This is a genomic window from Pseudomonas koreensis, assembly GCF_025447595.1.
In the GTDB taxonomy this organism is placed as follows: Bacteria; Pseudomonadota; Gammaproteobacteria; order Pseudomonadales; family Pseudomonadaceae; genus Aquipseudomonas; species Aquipseudomonas koreensis_H.
Genome location: NZ_JAOEJU010000001.1, coordinates 449154 through 466448 on the forward strand (window position 1 = coordinate 449154; position 17295 = coordinate 466448).

Here is a 17295-nt window from a genome sequence, read left to right on the forward strand (position 1 = left end):
TGGCTTCAGGCGATGCCGGCTCAAGCGCAATAGGATGTCGGCACATTCTGGCGCTGTATGTCGTCATGCAGACGCTGCATGTGCGGGCAGTGCAGTGTCAGCGTTTTTGGTTGAAAACCGCGATGAAACATTGCCAGCCATCCTGCCCCTCTGTCATCCGGCGCAAGTCCGGTGAACACGAACCCGATGGCCGTCATTCTTTGCCAGGCGCCGGGAAAATCCTGCGTCAGCCCGATCCTGATCGAGATCAGCCAATGAGCCGGCAGTTGCTGTAACTGTCTGAACAAGCTGGCGTCGACCTCCTTGAAGACGCCGTCGTAGCGATTCCACCGCTGTTCGAATTGCGCCGCAGCGCCCACCCAGGGAGACACATGGTCTTGTAGGCCGAACACTTCGCTCATCTGTTGCATGAGCAGGCGACATGCATCAGGCCACGGGATTTTCGGTAATGGTCGTTGAAAACCGTCGATAGGGGTGTAAGCCAGAACAAGCGACTCCGGAATCAGCTTGCCAAAAGGTGACGGCGCATAGTCAGGCAGTAATCCAGTGCTGTGAAACCCCAGACCCGCCGCCATGCGCTGGGTGTAGGGGTGTTGTGTCACCTGTTTCATCGTCAAGCCCTGATAGCCCATGGCCTGGGCATGGATCATCAATTGCCGGCTTAACCCTGTCGCGATGTTCCGGCCCCGAAAATTCGGGTCAATTACGCTCAAGGCGACCTCTGCGGTCGGCGAGTCACTGCGGATCAACGCCGTATGGCCCAGCAGTCGCGTCCCGGACACCGCGACCCATGAATGCCAATGCCCCTCCATATTATTTTGATGGATCATGTCGGGCAGGTAGACGTGGGACTGAGCGTAGGAGTCGCCATAGATCGTTCTGAACAATTGGCTGATGGCGAGGGCATCGCTGGGGCGGTAGTTTCGCAGAACAAGAGTGTCCATCAGCGGCACTCCGTTTGCGGGTTGTCATAAACGCGTCGATCCAGCACACGCTGCTGTTTGCCGGAGCGGGGATGGCGGGACAGCACCTGCAGTGTGCAGCGCTGGATCTGCAGTTCCAGCAGATGGTCGGCGCTCAATTGCGTGATCAACGGATAGTCCTCGATCAGTGCCGCGTGCAGGAGCCGGTCTGCCTCGGTACTGATGGGTGTCAGGACGTCAGGGGCCCATTTCAGTCGCAAAATGTCCTTCGAACCTTCCTGCTCGATCACCAGTTGCCAATCGTCATTGGCGGTAATTTGTCGCACACGCTCCCCGATCCTCTGTGGCAGAAGCGTCAAGATACCCACCCGTACGCGCTGGCTGTCGGCAGCGCGGCCCATCAACGCAAATTTGCGCTGTGGTGTCCGGGCCGGTTCACGCCAGCAGGCGCGGTCGCCGACCGGGTAGCGAATCAATGGCATCAGCCGCCGAGTGAGATTGGTGATTACGAGACGTCCCACCTGGTCGCACGCTTCGATCACCTCGCCGGTTTCTTCGTCGAGGATTTCCAGCACGCTATGGTCGTCGGGAACGCGGTGCTCACCCAGAGCGCAGTCGCGATGGCTGGCGCCGATGAAGCCGGCATCGACGCTCGCGTAGCCGATCGAGGCGACCCGCGCATTCGGGAGCACGCGTTCAAGCAGGCGCAATTGGGCCGGGAAGAGACTTTCGCCGGCGTAGAGCAGGCTCGTGACGGCATCCAGCACTCGTTCATGTTGCTCAAGCCAGGCAGCGAAGGTCAGCAAATGGGCCGGGACACCGGCCAGCACGTTGATTCGATGGGCAACCACCGCGTCAGCCAGGATGGCCGAGTCGACATGGCCGGTGAAGGGGAATACCACAACGTCGGTTTCGAGCTGCGCCAAAGCATCGTGGGTAAAGAGGAAGCTTGCGTACAGATCACCGGCGAAAAACAGATTGGCGATCCGGTCTCCTGTGTTCAATTGCGCGTTGAGACTGCGGCCGAAATCCGTCACCAGCGTCTGCCATTCCTGGCGTTGGAATACGGAGAACTTGCCTGCGCCGGTGGTTCCTCCGGACTTGAATACCAGCGCATTGTCCAGAGCGCAGGTCAGTGCAGGCCAGTGGTCGAGGTCCTGGCAGTCTTTCCAGTATTGTGCACCATCAATCACCGGCAGCTCGTCCAGTGACGTAACGGAGTCTGCAGCTGCGGCGAGATGATGAGCGTAAAACACCGAGTTCCCGCGTGCGAAGGCCACCAGTTCTTGCCACTCAAACCTTGTTTTCATGGTGTGCTCCTGGCAGGTCAGTTGCGGGGCGCATGCCCCTGTTGTCGATCAACAGCGGTGTCTTGCCGCTGTGTTTGTTTCGAGTGAATCGATCGCTGCTGCAGACTTGCGCGTCCACCGTCAGCAATCCGGTTTTGATGAGGGTGGCCAGGATGGGGTAATCAAGCAGTCGCCGTTGAACGTCCCCGGATTCGAGGGGACTGTAAAACTGCATGCGTTCGAGTCCGTCCGGGGCATGGTCCAGTACCAGTTGAAACTTGGTTTGCAGATGCCTGGCCAGTTCCTCCAGACAGATAAAGTCCGAGCCGACGCGCACCAGCCGACCGTGGCGCTGCAACAGTTCGAAGCGTGGGCCTGGCAGGCCACAGCTGCACGGGCCGGGAATCCAGCGACCGCTGTCGCCGATGTCGTAACGCTGGACGTCTTGACCTTCCCTGTCGATGGAGGTGAATACCAGGCGCCCGGTTTCGTTGTCGGCCACATGTTGGTCCTGGTCGAAGGCAACAATCTCCAGGTGCTGGATCCCGGTCATCAAATGAAACACGCCATCCCCGGTGGCCGGGCAGGCATGTCCAAGAGGCCCTGCGTCGACACTCCCATAGATGGCCGAGCGAATGAGGGGGACGCCACAACTGTGCATCAGCGCCCGAGTCTGTTCGCCGGGGTGCTCGCCGCCGAGAAATACTTTCTCTATCCCGCCATAGTCGCGCAGCCGTGCCTGTTCGTTGAGGAACAGACGGTGCAGGGTGCTCGGCATGCCAACCAGCGTGGTCACACGATGGTCGATGATCAACCGTGCAATCTCGCGGTAATCATCATCGGCGGGCGCCCCCATCGGCAGGTGAGTGGCGCCCAGCAACTCCAGCACTTTGGAGAAACTGAAGAACCCCCCATACAATCCGCCGCTGAAAAACAGGTTCATCACCCGGTCTCGTGACGGATCAAGCCCGGCGGCGAACAAGCCGTCGGCGGCGGCACGCATCTGCCGTTGGAAATCCCGATAGCTGAAACCTGACAACGCCGGCACGCCACTGCTGCCACCCGAGCGAAAGTACAACTTCGCCTCTGGATTGGCCGGACGGGCGATAAAGGTTTCCTTGTCCAGAATCGGCAGGTCGGTCACGCCTCTGGGGAGCGGCAGTGGATCGAGCGTGGCGCGGGTTGCCAGCGTCGTGGAGGCCAGACTCACCGATACCCTTCGACTCATGCGCTGCAAGGCATAAACACCGTCGTGGGGTTCGCCCTCGTAGCCGTCATGAATCGATTCGACCGGGGTAATCCGGGTAATGCCCGACGCGATCAGCCTGCGGGAAAGCTCGGCCGTCTCCTCTTCGGTGCAAATCAGCCCACAGCTTTGCAGAACATTGCGCCAGGGCAGCAAGGCGTCGGTGATCAATGCGCGGGGCACAGGTTTGAGCATCAGACTGCGAAACAGCGGTGAAGGGCTGAATTGTCGATCGTGCGTCCAGATCACCCGCCAGCCTGGCGCCTGCCAGACGTGACCGGTGGCCCCGGCGAAACTGTAAGCCAGTTTCGCCATCGCTGTAACGGTAGTGATTTGCGAGGCTTCCTGTACCGAGGGTTGTAATGCAGGCCAGTGTCGGGCCCGGCGTCTCAGGGCTTCGGCCAGACCAACACCGACGCTACGCAAAACCTCTTCGTCATCGCTGTCCACCAACAACCATTGCGGACTGGAGCAGGCCTGCTGATCGAGGCGGCAGACTTCATCTGCCACGGCATCCAGTGCTTGCGGCGATAGAGCCTGCGGCGTGAGGTATACCAGGCTGATTCGATGGCCCCAGTCGATCCAGCGGCATCCGGCCGGTAATTGCTGGCGGATCGCTCGCAATGCCGATTCGCCACCCCACGCCGACACGCCATCGGCCCGCTCGCACAGTTGGCCAATTTGATCGGTAGTCGCGGGTATGACAGCAATATGCCCTGCGAGCTGGCCTGTGCTGTCGCAATGTACCAACGCGTGAAGTAAGCGGGCGGTCAGGCCCTGGTCGCTGCTGCTGGGGCGCAGCCAGTTGACGTTGCCGGCCAACAGGCCTTCGATCACGGCGCAGAACGCCAGCAACGGTGCGTTGCCGGGCGTGACGTGCACGAGCAGGCCCAGTGGGCTCCAGCGTTCGAAGCGGGGTTGGCAATAATCGATACGGCGCAAGCTGTCCGGCTGTTCGCCGAGCTCGCGTTCAAGCTTGCGGCGCAGGGCTTCGGGCTGACAGAACTCGATCAGAGACTGACGTTTTTCTGTATCAAGGGGCAGCGTCAGGCCAGGGCTTTGCAACCGGGTGGCGAACGCACCCACAGCGTCCAGGACTGTCGCACTGTCCAGCGTCGTGCTCAGTCGCTGCGGCAGATCCGGATAAAGGCGGTCCAGGGCGGTGTCGAGGGTCAAGGTATCGTGAAGGTTTCCATTGATCAGGTACATATCAGTGTTTCTCCAGCAATTCGGAGGCGGCCATGGCACAGCTTCTGCCGGCCATGGTGGCGGCACGTCCATGCAGTTCGAACCAGTCGCCGGGCAGACCGCAGCCACAGCTGGCACCCGGATGGAGGGTGGCCAGATCACTCATGACCACCGCGTGCGCCGGGCTCGATGAGATATAGGGCGAGACGAAGCCCAGCAGGCCCTGGCGGCCGTAAGGCAATACCGTGAAGTCGGATGGGTCACGTATGAACACTTTCGAATAAACGGGCACATGGAAATGGTGATGAGCACATTCCAGGTAGGGCACCGCGTGCTCGACAGCACCGTAGCCGTCCCGACAGCGGGACAGCTCGATGCCCAACTGTCGGTGGATCTGCTTGTAGAATTGCTGGCGTGGAATCTCCTGCGCGGCCTGGGTTTTCCAGCCGCCGCCAAAAAGAGTCAACGAGCCTTGCGGCAATTGCAGGTCGGGCACTGCGGTGGCACGCATGCGTTGCAGTGCCTGCCAGAGAAACGCAGGAAAGCCGAGAATCCGCACGGGCAGACCCTCTTCGGCAAAGGATTGCAGCGCGGCGATGACACCAAAACCATCGGATGCATGACCGCCACCGGTACGCCGTAGTGCATAAGCCACTCGGTTGACAGGCGCAAACTGACACAGGAACTGATCGGTAAAGGACGTCCCCAGGCTGATTACCCCCTCGGGCTCATAGCTCAAAAGCAGGTAGTTGCAGGGGGTGTCAGGGGTGTCCCAGTCATAATGCTGGAAGATCCGTTTGACCATCGACTGGGCTGCCGACAGGCTTCGTTCATCGTAGCGCATGCGGCTTTTCTGGCCGCTGGTTCCCGAGGATGTGAGCTCGATCGCGTGGGTGCCTGTGGGACTCAGCAATTGATGCTGCTTGAAAAAGCTGGCGAATACCGGCGGCAGTCGCGACCAGTCGTCAAGGCTGTCCAGATCGCTGACGCTCAGGCCATTGGCCCTCAGGCAATGCTCGTAGCCGGGTGTGTGTTGACAGTGAAACCGGCTGATCTCGGCCATGGCCTGGTCGAACAATCCGTTTGGCACGGAATCCGGGCAATAGGGATGCGTCAACGCGCAAAGCGCGTCGCTGTGGGGGAAATGGATCATCAGGCGTCCTTATCGTTATTTATTTTGAGAAACGGAGTCTGTCGGGACGTTTGACAGAAACCGGTACAGCACGGGCAGACTGAGCAGACCGCCCAGCGCTGCCCAAATGGCGAAGGATTCGAGACGGGTACCACCGCCGATGGCGGCGATCAGCGAACCGCCGACACCCATCACGGCAATCGAAATCATCCCGATTGCGGCAGAGACCAGACCTTTGCTGTCGTCACTGGAAAACAGCGCCAACCGGTACAGTGCAGCGTTACTCATGCCCAGGCCCACGGCGTATAGCGCGAGGCCGACAATCACTGCGATGAGGGAGAGGCTTGTCATCGCGGCCACCATCAGGGTCAGCAGTCCCAGACAAAACGGCCACAACGCCAGGCGAATCAATTGCGGCAATTTACGTGTGGGCAGCAGTCGGTCGAGGATTAGATTACCGACCATGACCGCCGAGAAAACCGGAATCTGCCACAGGGCATATTCCCGGGTTGTCAGGCCCAGCGACTGGATCAGCAACAGTGGTGCAAGACCGATCCAGGCGATCAATGGCAGGCTCATCAGGCCAAGTGCGACGCAAGTCCCGAGAAATGTCCGGTTGCGCAGCAGAGCAAGGTAGCGCGTACTGATCTGGCGGAGGGAAAAGGTAATCGGCGCCAGCTGGCTCCCATCCCGACGGACCACCCCGATCGTTTCGGGCATGCAGGTATACAGTCCGATCCATGCAAGTCCGCCAGCCAGCCCCAGGCCGAGGAACAGTTCGCGCCAACTGAGCCATTCCAACAGCAGACTCCCAAGCAAGGGCCCGATCAGGGGCGAAAGCAGTGCGACATTGCCGAGCAGCGCCATGAGGCGAACCGCATCAGCTTCGCAGAACACTTCCTGAAGCGCGGGATAGCTGACAGCCACTACGAACCCCAGTCCCATACCTTGCACAAGCCTTAACGCGTTGAAGACTTCAATGCCGGGCGCCAACGATGTCGCTGCACACGTTGCGCCGAACAGTGCGCAACCGGCTAGCAACAGCGGCCGACGGCCAAAACGGTCGGAAAGCGGTCCGATCAGCCATTGCAGGCAGACTCCTCCGATCAGGTAAAGATTGAAGGCGTTGGGAATATGGCGGACGTCGGCCTGCAGGTCCTGAGTCACGGTAAGCATGGCCGGCATGACCAGGTCGCTGGCCATATAGGTCAGCCATTCAAACAGCATGAGGGCCAGACAGAAGCCGAGCGTGCGCCGGGGTGAGAGTTTTATGAGTGTTCTTTGCATACGCTTCCACTGGGGTCGAGAGGGAGCGCAAAGGGTAGAGGCGGGGTCAGAAGGTTCCTACGTCACTGCTGTGACCGACTATGACGCGGGTTTTCATGATGTTGCTCAAGTGCGGATGCCCACGTTCAAAGGCGAAATGCCTGACAACATCCCCCATCGAGTCCTAAGAAAAATGCCCACAATCCTGTGGGCATTTTTGCTGACACTAAATCAGTTGTTGCATTTGATTGGGCGCACGCGGGTGTCCCTTCAGTGACAGGGTCTAGCGATGGTAGTAATAACCCGGACCCTGCGGCGCATAGTGGCGATGGTCGCCATGCCAGCCGCCGTGGGGAAAGATGATGCAACCGCTCAGGGTGAGCAGTGCAAGGACAGGAATCAGCCAGGTGATTCGACGCAGCATTTCAAAGATCCTCATGGTTAAAGCCGTTTGAAGCCAAAGCTCGTGATCGGCTGTAACATGAGACCCCGTTTAAGTCGGCGCATCCCCGTGAAACGGTAAGCGCATGGCATCAACGTCGATACAAACACGATACATTCCAACGGTTCAGGAACCTGTAATGACCCAGAAACAACGCTTGATATATTCGATTCTGATCGCCCTAGCGGTATTGGCAATCATGCTTGGCCTGTCCTGGCTGCAGAATGCCGGCAAGATCAGCGAACAGACGTTCCAGTACATTGCCATCGGTGTGGCGGTGGTTGTGGTGGTGATCAATGGCGTGATGCGCCGCAAGGTCAAGCCTTGACGGCGTATACCGGACGCGTCAATCGCTGTTGAGCACGGCGGCGGCCTGAGGGTGCAGGGTGTAGCTCTTGTCGGCGTTGAAGGTGATCACGCCTTCGGCGCACAGGCGCTTCAATACTTCCCGCACGCTGAGGAAGGACAGCGGAATGTCCAGATCCAGCAATTGACTGTGTACGCCGCGAACACCCAGGCGACGGTCGTCCTCGGCGGCGACCAGCAGGGCGTCGATGACTTTCAGACGGATCAGACTGGTGCGCAGGCCGAAGCTCTTGAGCAGCAACCGGATGCGCTCGTTGCCATGGCGCTCTATCCGTTGTCCGAATACGCCGGCGTGCGAACCCATGGAAGCTCCTTTTGGTGACTGGCTACCGTCCGATGGTAGTTGTGGGTTGTACATGCGATTACTCCTTTTCAGAGCCTGATCAGGAAAGGTTTTCGTGCTCTCTCTAAACAAGACGTTTCAGCTCGACAAATCATGAAGCGAAAAATGTAGAAAATTTGTCGTTGATTTGTCCTTTCTCCGTGATTACGGCTCGAAACGGGTCTGCGGCTGACTAAATTTTTTTCGTCGGTTTCGTTTTCTGGAAAGGCTCATTGCGCGTGGACGCGTGGGTGATTTCAGGGCGGAGCCGCAGTGCAGACGTGTTCGAACACGGCGCGCGATCCGTTCCCGGGTATTTCGATCAGGAGCGAGCGTGACTATTTCCAGGCAATTCACCGGATTGACCCTTGCCGGCATGTTTCTCGGGCTGAGTCTTTCGGCACAGGCGTTCAGTCCGTCCGGCCAGACCGGCGCCGACATCCGTCGTACAGAATTTGGCGTACCGCATATCCGCGCGGAAAACGAACGCGGTCTTGGTTTCGGCATCGGTTATGCCTATGCGCAGGACAATCTGTGCCTGCTGGCCAACGAGGTCGTCACGGTCAACGGTGAGCGTTCGCGTTATTTCGGACCGGAACAATTGACGGTCGAGGAGCGTGAGAATCGCGTCAGCGATCTGTTTTTCAAGTGGCTCAATACCCCGCAATCCGTAGGTGCCTTCTGGCAGGCGCAGCCGGTGGAGGTGCGTGAGCTGGTGGAAGGTTACGCCGCCGGCTACAACCGTTATCTGGCCGAACGTCGCCAGCTGGGATTGCCGCAGCAGTGTCAGGGGGAATGGGTTCGTGATATCGCGGCCGAGGACCTGGTGAAGCTCACCCGTCGTCTGCTGGTCGAAGGCGGTGTCGGTCAGTTCGCCGAAGCGCTGGCGGGCGCTACGCCACCCCGGGCCACTGCGCGGATCGAAAGTGACGCCCACGCTTATCAATTGGCGGACATGCGCATGGAGCGCTTTGCGCTCGACCGTGGCAGCAATGCCGTTGCCGTCGGCAGCGAGCGTTCGTTCAACGGCCGCGGAATGCTGCTGGCCAACCCGCATTTTCCTTGGGTCGGCGGCATGCGGTTCTATCAGATGCACCTGACCATTCCCGGCAAACTTGATGTGATGGGCGCTGCGTTGCCGGGTTTGCCGATGATCAACATCGGCTTCAATCAGCACCTGGCCTGGACGCACACCGTCGATTCCTCCAAACACTTCACGTTGTATCGCCTGCAACTCGATCCGAAAGATCCAACCCGTTATTTGCTGGATGGCAAGTCCTTGCCGATGAGCAAGCAGACGGTCACGGTTCAGGTCAAACAGGCGAACGGACAGGTAGTGCCGGTTTCCCGCGAGATCTACAGCTCGCAGTTCGGCCCGATCGTGCAGTGGCCCGGCAAACTCGACTGGGACAACCAGTACGCCTACAGTCTGCGCGATGCGAACCTGGACAACGATCGGGTGCTGAAACAGTGGTATGCGATGAACCGCGCCGCCAATCTCAAAGACTTGCAGGATTCGGTGCACACAATTCAAGGCATCCCTTGGGTCAATACACTGGCCGTGGATGACAAGGGGCAGACGCTTTACATGAACCTGTCGGTGGTGCCGAACGTCAGCGCGGAAAAACTGGCCAAGTGCAGCGACCCGCGTGTCGGGCTGCAAATGATCGTGCTCGACGGCTCCAACAGCGCCTGTGCCTGGGACATTGATCCGCAGGCTGCGCAAAAGGGCATTTACGCTTCCGCCCGATTACCGCAGCTGCTGCGCAAGGACTTCGTACAGCACTCCAACGATTCCGCGTGGCTGGCCAACCCGGCACAACCGCTGACCGGGTTCTCGCCGCTGATCAGTCAGGAAGGCCAGCCACTGGGTCTGCGTTCACGCTTTGCCCTGGATCGTCTGGCGACCCTGAGCAAAAAAGGTCCGCTGTCGGTGCAGGACCTGCAACACATGGTGATGGATGATCAGGTGTTTCTGGCGACTCAGGTGGTGCCGGATCTGCTGAAGTTCTGCGAGTCGCAGCCTGTTGCCGAAGCCGCGCTGAAGTCGGTGTGCTCCAGCCTGAAAGCTTGGGATGGCCGGGCGAATCTGGAATCGGGCATGGGGCTGGTGCATTTCCAGAACATCATGCGCGCGTTGCAGACGTCACCGGATGTCTGGCGTGTGACCTTCGATCCAAAGGATGCGCGGCACACGCCACGCGGGCTGGCCGTTGAAAAACCTGAAGTCGCCAAGGCCTTGCGTGAGGCCATGCTGGTGTCGGCCGAGACGGCCGCGAAGATGGGGCTGACCGACAAAACCCGTTGGGGTGATGTGCAGGTGGTCAGCAGCGGTGGCCAACAAACGCCGATTCATGGCGGGCCGGGGACGTTGGGTATTTACAACGCGATTCAGAGCGTCCCGCGTGAAGACGGCAAACTGGAAGTGGTCAGCGGCACCAGCTATCTGCAAGTCGTGACGTTCGACGAGAAAGGACCGCATGCTCAGGGTTTGCTCGCGTTCTCACTGTCCAGTGATCCGGCGTCGAAGTATTCCCGGGATCAGACCGAAGCCTTCTCGAAGAAACAGTGGAGCGTGATGCCGTTCACCGAGGAGCAGATCAAGGCCGATCCGCAGTATCAGGTTCAGACCGTGCGTGATGATCTTGAAAAGGCGGGGAAAGTAGCGGCGCACTGACCTGTTGTCGTAGTACCGCAATGATCGCAACAGACGAAGGCCGCTCCCTCACGGGAACGGCCTTCAGTTTTTGGCTGGTTGTTGCGGCATCGGATTGATCACCGGGTTGCCTTCCTTGTTGCGCGTCAGAAATACCGGCAAGACTTTGGGCAGCGAGCTGGCGAAGCTGTTCAGCTCCCTGATGTTGTAGATGCCACCCACCCGGATCGCGCCGGTCGAGTTGTCGGCGAGCATCAGGGGTTTGTCCAGGTATCGGTTGATCTGCGGCAAGGCCTCGTTCAACGAAAGATTGTCGAGCACCAGTTTGCCGCTGCGCCAGGCCAGAGAGGTGTCATTGGCGTAGGTCTGGCTGATCTGCGGGATGTAATCGCCATGCTTGTAGCGGGCTTGCATTGAAGGTCCCAGACGCAATCCGTCTCCGGGCAGCCGGGCATTGCTGGTGACCAGTACCGAACCTTCGATCAGGTTCACTTTCACCTGGTCTTCGTACATCCAGACATTGAAGCGAGTGCCTGTGACGCGAATCTTGCCTTCGGCGGCCCTGACAACGAACGGATGGCTCGCGTCATGGGTGACTTCGAAGAACGCTTCACCCTTTTTCAAGGTGACGCGACGCTCGTCCTTGTAGTTGCTGTAGGTCAGCTCAGTGTTGAGGTTCAGTTCGACCTGACTGCCGTCGCCCAGGGTGACATGGTGCACGTTGTCGGTGGCAGCGAAATGCTGATAGCTGTTGGGCAACCACCCCAGATTCCATCCGGTCCAGGCCGCCAGTGGCAATGCCAGTGCACAGACAGATGCTGCTACTGCGTACTGGCGCCAGGATTTGACGGGTGGGCGGATTATTGGCGCTACGGCGGCAGGTTCGGGGCGTGGCAAATGCTCGGCAACGTCCCAGATCTCCAGCATGGCCTCATATTCGAATGCGTGAAGCGGATGAGCATCGCGCCATTGTTCGAACGCCAGGCGCTCTTGGGGGGTGCAGTCGACGGCGTGCAGACGCATGCACCAGTGCGCGGCGGCATCGGTGATCGCATCGTATTCGGCTTCCGAAAGGGGGTTCTGGGTCATTGACTCGTCCTGATTTGCTGCATTCTAACCTTGAGGGCGAGGCGCCGAGAACATCCGTCATGGCAATTGCCCATCAAAGTGGAACTTATTTTTCACGCCGGCGCCCTAAAAAGCACAACGTGAGCTGAACACTATCCACAAATGGAGTGAAAAAATGATCAAGAAAACTTGTGCTGCCCTGATTGCCACCGTTGGCCTGCTCAGCGCTGGCGCTGCAATGGCTGACCGGCCGGGCGCCGGCTGGATCACGATCGAAAAGGCCATTGAAATCGTCAAGACCAAGGCAGGTTACGTCGAGGTGTATGAAATCGAGGCCGATAACAGCGGCTATTGGAAGGGGGAAGGGCGCAAGGCCGACGGTGTCGTCTATGAATTTCGCATCGATGGGGCATCGGGCAATGTGTTGCGTGATCAGAAAGACTGAGCGTTTCAGGCAGTCCGGCTGATTATTCAGGCAATGCGCAGGTCGAAACCTGCGCATTGCGGTTTCAAGCAATCGGCACGGGATCCAGCTGTCGCCCGATTTCACAGACCAGGCGCGCGATAGAGTCGGCGTTCAGCAAAATGACATCAATGCGGGTCTGCGGAGAAACCCGGTCACGAAAGGCATTGCGCGCTTCGTGCAGATTTCCGGTCCCGGTGGCTTTCATGATTTCGTCGGACACCAATGCCTTTTCGGGATCGAGCTCAAAACTCAGCCATCTTCCTTGGGTTGCACTCCACGTTGAAAACAACTGGGCGTAAGGCGTTTGAAGCGAAAGGGCCTTGCGCTGGTCACTTTCGAGCTCATCGTGCAAAAGTGTGCCCTGAGGCGTATCAATCGATACCAGGTCCGAAAAAGGCTCTCGCGCACGAACCGTTGCGATATCCAGTGCTTTGCTGAATTGATGGGCGAATTCGTGAATGATGGTTGATGCCTGCGCGTGGCCGTTGATGTCGAACGGTCGGGACATACAAGATTCGAATCCGCTCAGTCTTTGATCGAAGAAGTGTTCGGTGAAGTGCACTTTGCGTTCATTGTCGCCGTTCAGCACGAACGCGATTACATCGCCGTAAAACCGATTGGCACCTACCACAAAACGGTCTGTATGCATCAGGTCATCATCCGCATCCACCAGAGCATTGCAGAGCGGGATGATCGTTTTTCCGATCTTTTTCAGGATGTCGGCAGTAATCGAACTCACGTCAAAGAAGTCTTCCAGGAACAGATGAACACGTCCGCGTGCCGCACCACCGTTGATCAACGCAAGGTTGTGCAGGCAGTTGAACGCGTAAAAACGGGCGAGATCGATTGCGTGTACCAGCACGCGAGCGCGTTCAGGGTACTTGCGGCGAATGTCGTTCATGCCCTGGGCTTCGATATTGATCATCGTCTGGCGTATGCGCGAGAAAGTAGGGCGCGTGTTCATCCTCGACTGGGTCATACCGTAATGGACGATCTGGCTCGGAGCCAATGTCAGCGTGGAGCCCTTCTTCAATAGCGCCGGGCCCTGGGTCTCATCTCGTTCCAGCCTCCACCCGTGTTCCTTTTGGGCAACCGTGTAAACCTTGCCGGCAATGGCTGCATAGGACCGGTTAGTCGATGGCTGCGTGTAAGTAGCGTTCACGGAACTGTATTCAAGTTCCGAGAGCGATACGTTCGTTCCCTCGAACGCCTGCAAAGTGGTACGTCGAGGTGACGTCAGGTCGATGTCTTCCAGTGCAGGGGCAATCAGTGTGTCATGCGCCACTTCTTCCTCCACGCTGGTCTCGACGGCCAACTCAGGTAGCAGTGCTGTTTCGACCATCTGAGCGGCGCCTTCGATAAAGGATTTCAGAGCGCGGGTCCAGTGATGGTTTTGCAGCGCTTCAGCTGAGTCCTTGAAGTCTTCGTAGGCCTGCCAGAGAAAAGGCAAGAAGCCGGCCTTTCCCTGAAACAGCCCGGTTACCGGCTCGAAATGTGGGCTGAACAGATGTTTGGCAGCCTCCCAATCCGACTGTCCGTGGATTTGCGTTCTGGCATTGAGCAATTGCTTCAGCAACTCGAGGTTGTCGGTAAACATGTACTCCAGAAAGTTGCTGTTGATGGCTCGCGTCTCGAGGGTCAACTCGCTCGTTTCGCCGACGGTGCTCAGCAGCAAATTGCGAAACAGTGCCTGTTGATCTTGTGGCAAACGCCGAATCAGCAGTTCCTGCAGAGTCCCCGGGGTATTGAGCGCCGAAATCAACTCCCTGTCGTCCTCGAACTCGTGGAAAACCTGGGTTGAATAGGGTGAGTAGAGCACCCGCGGCCCTTTGTTGCCGGTGCCTGGCCCCATGACGTAAAGGCCGAGCGCACTCACCGCGGCAGTCCCGACGGTCTTGATCAGCGACAGAGGACAGACCATTGCGTGTGCGCCTCGGGTCGCGGCACGGGCAATGGCGTCCGGCATGTCGAGGATCTGTCGAATGTAACCGAAAGCCGTTTCGCTGAGGTGCTGTTGCAGTTTCAACGCGTGAGCATGTTGCAGCAATTGCCAGGGAACCTGACGCACAAACAACTCTTTGGGTGAGGGGCCCGTTACCGGGCGGCGGGTGAGGGCATCGATCACTTTTTGAATGTACACCGGCATATCCAGCGACGTCAGAAGTTGGGTGACAAGCTTTTGGCCCAATCCATCGGGCAGTGCGGCAACCGATCTGGACGTGATCTTGAACCCGGTATCCTGGGCAATGTTGATATGGTTCATCGCGAAGTCCACCAGACTGCAAGCCTTGCCTGCCAGTGTCAGATTCGGCGTTATTTCGATCTCATGAGGGTCGAGAGGGTTGTCTGGGTACCGGCTTTCGATCAGCGATTTCAGTGTTTGTGCGACATAGCCGGCGAGCGAGGGCACGCCACTGAGGTAATCTGCAGCGTCGCCGACACTATGGCGCCACTGCTCCAGCAGTTCGATCTGCAACTGCTGCTCGCCGAGCGGCGCCTTGCCCAGCCAGGCGGGTAGCGCTTGCTGTTGGCGAATGGCTTGCGCGTGTTCGGTTGCCAATCGCAACTGGCTGAAAAGCGGGGAGGGATCCACGGCGGAAAGGCTCTTTCGCCGGGCGATCGGGTCTTCGACTCGTGAACGAACCTGCTCGCAGCGGTTCAGGAAGTGCTCGATACCCGATTGCATCAGATGATGCAGAACGTTGCCCTGGATCAGCCTGAGCGGGCCCGGCTCATAGCGCTGATGAAACTGGTATTGGCCGGGACCAAGGTTTTCCAGCAGCGCGAGGCGCCGGTTTTTGTCGCCCAGCCGCGCTGTCAGCTCTCGTCTGGCGACGGTGACGTTATCGAACACCTCCAGGCCTGAGGCGGGCGTCCACAAGATGGCGCGCCCGGAATGTCGAGGATCGATGCCACCGCGTTCGGTCATGAGTATGCAATGGGCCAGCGGCAACAGTGTGGTCTGTCCGGGGCACTCCACGCTGAGGGTATAGGCGTCGGGGCGAAATCCGTTGAGAGGCGCACGTGTACTGCGGGTCGAGCGGTCGGCGTCGAGTACGGTGTTGACGATTGCCTGTTGCGAGTGATCCATCGAGCGGTTCATTACGCGCAGTTTTGCTTCAGCGTTCACGCCGACCAGCCAGGCATGGGCGAGGTTTGGCTTCAATGCTTCCAGGTACGTTCGCTGCAAGGCCGGGTTCGTCAGGGGTTGTGAGGCGAGGGCATCGACCAGAGGCGCCTGGATTGCAGCAAAAGTCTTGATTGCAGCGCCGGCCTTGTCGGCCAGCACCATCGAAGGGCTCTGGTTGCCGGTAATCACCGGACGGGTACTCCAGCGTCCTTCGACATCAAGATTCGCCAACCGGGAATGGACCATCGAGCGGATATCCAGGGCCTTGTCGAACAGCGCCGACAGGTTTACCGCACCATCACTGTGACGGAACACCTGCAAGGCATATTCGATGTTCTGTCGCTGTTTGGTAATGATTGCTTCGAACAGGCTGACGAAGATCTCGCCAGCAATGTGGTCTCCCGATACCTGGGGCTCATTGAACCCGAGAAACCGGCTGCGCTCCTCCAGGCTCAGCAGTGCGTACAGCTCATCTTCATGCCCGCGCGCCAGGAATTTGCTGCGCAAAGTGAGTTTGAGATCTTCGTCGTTCTCCAGCACCTGAAGACCTTGAGCCGGGGTGTAAAGAAAAGCACGGGTCTCGCTGATCATCAGAGAACCTGCCAATTCCGCATAGTTGGCCGGGTGCTCCCACAGCCGCACGCATTCATAGACGGGAAGGCGCACGGCAGTGGTGGCCGGCCGTATCAACTGATGCAGCGTTTCGAATTGCTTCGCATCAATGATGGTGGCTTCGCGTTTGAGCATCAGGTCGGCACGTGCTTGCTCCTTCATCACCTGACTGAAAAGTGTACGGCGTGTCGGGCCCTCGGCCGAAGGCCCTTGCCAATAGAACTCCAGTTGTTGAAACAACAAGGTTTTCAGTTTGCTTGAGGCCGTCGTGACTGCGGTTGCCCAGCGCTCCTGGTCGCCGGCTTCGGGGTTTCTGTCGGGATTGGAATATTTTTGTAATTGGCCACCGGGCCAGCATTGATAGCGATAGTGGTGCAAAACGGCTTCAGTCAAGGTCATGGACCCGACCCAGTCCCCGTCGACTTCGCCCGCAGACTCGGCGCTGTCGGTCGACGTGTAGATGGCAACGCGTGTTCGGCCCTGCTGCAACGTTCCGAAATGCGTTTTGAGAAGCTCATTCACAATGGTCTGGAGCATTTCACCAAGGGTTGGCAATCGCCTGAGTTCTTCATGCAGAAGCCGTGCGTTGAAGAAGTTCGTGCGTTCGATCGCATCGCCCAGTTCGTCGAATATGTCGCCGTCGATGAATGCGAGCGACAACGAAATCCTTCCACCCTCCAGTAATGACTTGCGCTGGGGTAATGCGAGAAACGCCAGCAGATCCTCCTGTTCTCCCTCGTCGTTGAGACGCTCCTCGAGCTCGGCTTTCAATGAGGCGCGACTCTCATGCTTTTTCAGGCCGTGATAGGGGGTATAGAGAATCAGCCCATCCTCGTCGGAGGTGGCGCCGAGGATGAAACTGCCGGGCAGGGGAATCGCCGGCAGCCCGGCGACGTTGAGCAGGATACGCTCGGCCGTCATCGAAGGTATCTGCTCCTTGCGCAAGGTGGCCAAGGTCAGTTTTGCATGGGCCAGCCATCGAAAATCCCTTTCCGTCAGGCCATGGCTTTTACCCAGTGCCGGCCACAAGCCGGGTGCATCGAACACTTCGGGGAACAGCAGGGGTGTAGAAGACGTGGGCATCAGAGGATCTCGAATCAAAAGGTTGTTGGAGGAGATTCGAGATTAGGAAGGGTGGCCGGTCGACGGGTCTCGCATAGATACCGCACGTTAAAGACAGGCGTATGCA

Annotated in this window: 12 protein-coding genes; 3 read left to right on the forward strand and 9 right to left on the reverse strand. The window is 58.5% G+C overall.

The window, feature by feature from the left end; all coding sequences use genetic code 11:
• Positions 1-20: 20 nt before the first annotated feature.
• The 6 genes from N8H71_RS01935 to N8H71_RS01960 form a co-directional block, all read right to left on the reverse strand.
• Positions 21-944 (reverse strand): GNAT family N-acetyltransferase, encoded by a 924-nt coding sequence (locus N8H71_RS01935; RefSeq protein WP_262192534.1) that lies wholly within the window; start codon positions 942-944, stop codon positions 21-23.
• The gene (locus N8H71_RS01940; RefSeq protein ID WP_262192535.1) at positions 944-2233 is read right to left on the reverse strand and encodes a phenylacetate--CoA ligase family protein; all 1290 of its coding nucleotides are present in this window, start codon (positions 2231-2233) and stop codon (positions 944-946) included. Before N8H71_RS01940 ends, N8H71_RS01935 begins: the two co-directional genes overlap by 1 nt.
• A complete protein-coding gene (locus N8H71_RS01945; protein ID WP_262192536.1) occupies positions 2217-4667 on the reverse strand; it encodes an acyl-CoA reductase in 2451 nt (816 codons plus the stop codon). Before N8H71_RS01945 ends, N8H71_RS01940 begins: the two co-directional genes overlap by 17 nt.
• Position 4668: 1 nt before the next feature.
• Positions 4669-5799: an acyl-protein synthase gene (locus N8H71_RS01950; RefSeq protein WP_262192537.1), complete on the reverse strand. Its 1131-nt coding sequence runs from the start codon at positions 5797-5799 to the stop codon at positions 4669-4671.
• Positions 5800-5814: 15 nt separating this feature from the next.
• The gene (locus N8H71_RS01955) at positions 5815-7065 is read right to left on the reverse strand and encodes an MFS transporter (RefSeq protein WP_262192538.1); all 1251 of its coding nucleotides are present in this window, start codon (positions 7063-7065) and stop codon (positions 5815-5817) included.
• Between the two features lie 262 nt (positions 7066-7327).
• A complete protein-coding gene (locus N8H71_RS01960; protein WP_178081266.1) occupies positions 7328-7468 on the reverse strand; it encodes a hypothetical protein in 141 nt (46 codons plus the stop codon).
• 157 nt (positions 7469-7625) lie between these two features.
• Here N8H71_RS01960 and N8H71_RS01965 point away from each other — a divergent pair, with 157 nt between their 5' ends.
• A complete protein-coding gene (locus tag N8H71_RS01965; protein ID WP_262192540.1) occupies positions 7626-7814 on the forward strand; it encodes a hypothetical protein in 189 nt (62 codons plus the stop codon).
• 18 nt (positions 7815-7832) lie between these two features.
• On the opposite strand, the gene N8H71_RS01970 is transcribed toward N8H71_RS01965, so the two are convergent.
• Positions 7833-8210: a fe2+ zn2+ uptake regulation protein gene (locus N8H71_RS01970; protein WP_262192541.1), complete on the reverse strand. Its 378-nt coding sequence runs from the start codon at positions 8208-8210 to the stop codon at positions 7833-7835.
• Between the two features lie 298 nt (positions 8211-8508).
• Here N8H71_RS01970 and N8H71_RS01975 point away from each other — a divergent pair, with 298 nt between their 5' ends.
• Positions 8509-10851: an acylase gene (locus N8H71_RS01975; protein WP_262192542.1), complete on the forward strand. Its 2343-nt coding sequence runs from the start codon at positions 8509-8511 to the stop codon at positions 10849-10851.
• 63 nt (positions 10852-10914) lie between these two features.
• On the opposite strand, the gene N8H71_RS01980 is transcribed toward N8H71_RS01975, so the two are convergent.
• A complete protein-coding gene (locus N8H71_RS01980) occupies positions 10915-11919 on the reverse strand; it encodes a FecR family protein (protein ID WP_262192543.1) in 1005 nt (334 codons plus the stop codon).
• A gap of 154 nt (positions 11920-12073) precedes the next feature.
• Between N8H71_RS01980 and N8H71_RS01985 the strand changes: the two genes are divergently transcribed.
• Positions 12074-12343, forward strand: a complete 270-nt coding sequence (locus tag N8H71_RS01985; RefSeq protein ID WP_262192544.1) for a PepSY domain-containing protein — start codon at positions 12074-12076, stop codon at positions 12341-12343.
• Positions 12344-12407: 64 nt separating this feature from the next.
• Here N8H71_RS01985 and N8H71_RS01990 read toward each other — a convergent pair whose 3' ends face one another.
• Positions 12408-17189, reverse strand: coding sequence for a dermonecrotic toxin domain-containing protein (locus tag N8H71_RS01990; protein WP_262192545.1), 4782 nt, complete (start codon positions 17187-17189; stop codon positions 12408-12410).
• Positions 17190-17295: the final 106 nt, after the last annotated feature.

What these genes read in the sequence shown, in the direction of transcription:
- N8H71_RS01935 (WP_262192534.1), bottom strand. Translation starts at nt 944, where the DNA reads ATGGACACTCTTGTTCTGCGAAACTACCGCCCCAGCGATGCCCTCGCC.
- N8H71_RS01940 (WP_262192535.1), bottom strand. Translation starts at nt 2,233, where the DNA reads ATGAAAACAAGGTTTGAGTGGCAAGAACTGGTGGCCTTCGCACGCGGG.
- N8H71_RS01945 (WP_262192536.1), bottom strand. Translation starts at nt 4,667, where the DNA reads ATGTACCTGATCAATGGAAACCTTCACGATACCTTGACCCTCGACACC.
- N8H71_RS01950 (WP_262192537.1), bottom strand. Translation starts at nt 5,799, where the DNA reads ATGATCCATTTCCCCCACAGCGACGCGCTTTGCGCGTTGACGCATCCC.
- N8H71_RS01955 (WP_262192538.1), bottom strand. Translation starts at nt 7,065, where the DNA reads ATGCAAAGAACACTCATAAAACTCTCACCCCGGCGCACGCTCGGCTTC.
- N8H71_RS01960 (WP_178081266.1), bottom strand. Translation starts at nt 7,468, where the DNA reads ATGCTGCGTCGAATCACCTGGCTGATTCCTGTCCTTGCACTGCTCACC.
- N8H71_RS01965 (WP_262192540.1), top strand. Translation starts at nt 7,626, where the DNA reads ATGACCCAGAAACAACGCTTGATATATTCGATTCTGATCGCCCTAGCG.
- N8H71_RS01970 (WP_262192541.1), bottom strand. Translation starts at nt 8,210, where the DNA reads ATGTACAACCCACAACTACCATCGGACGGTAGCCAGTCACCAAAAGGA.
- N8H71_RS01980 (WP_262192543.1), bottom strand. Translation starts at nt 11,919, where the DNA reads ATGACCCAGAACCCCCTTTCGGAAGCCGAATACGATGCGATCACCGAT.
- N8H71_RS01985 (WP_262192544.1), top strand. Translation starts at nt 12,074, where the DNA reads ATGATCAAGAAAACTTGTGCTGCCCTGATTGCCACCGTTGGCCTGCTC.
- N8H71_RS01990 (WP_262192545.1), bottom strand. Translation starts at nt 17,189, where the DNA reads ATGCCCACGTCTTCTACACCCCTGCTGTTCCCCGAAGTGTTCGATGCA.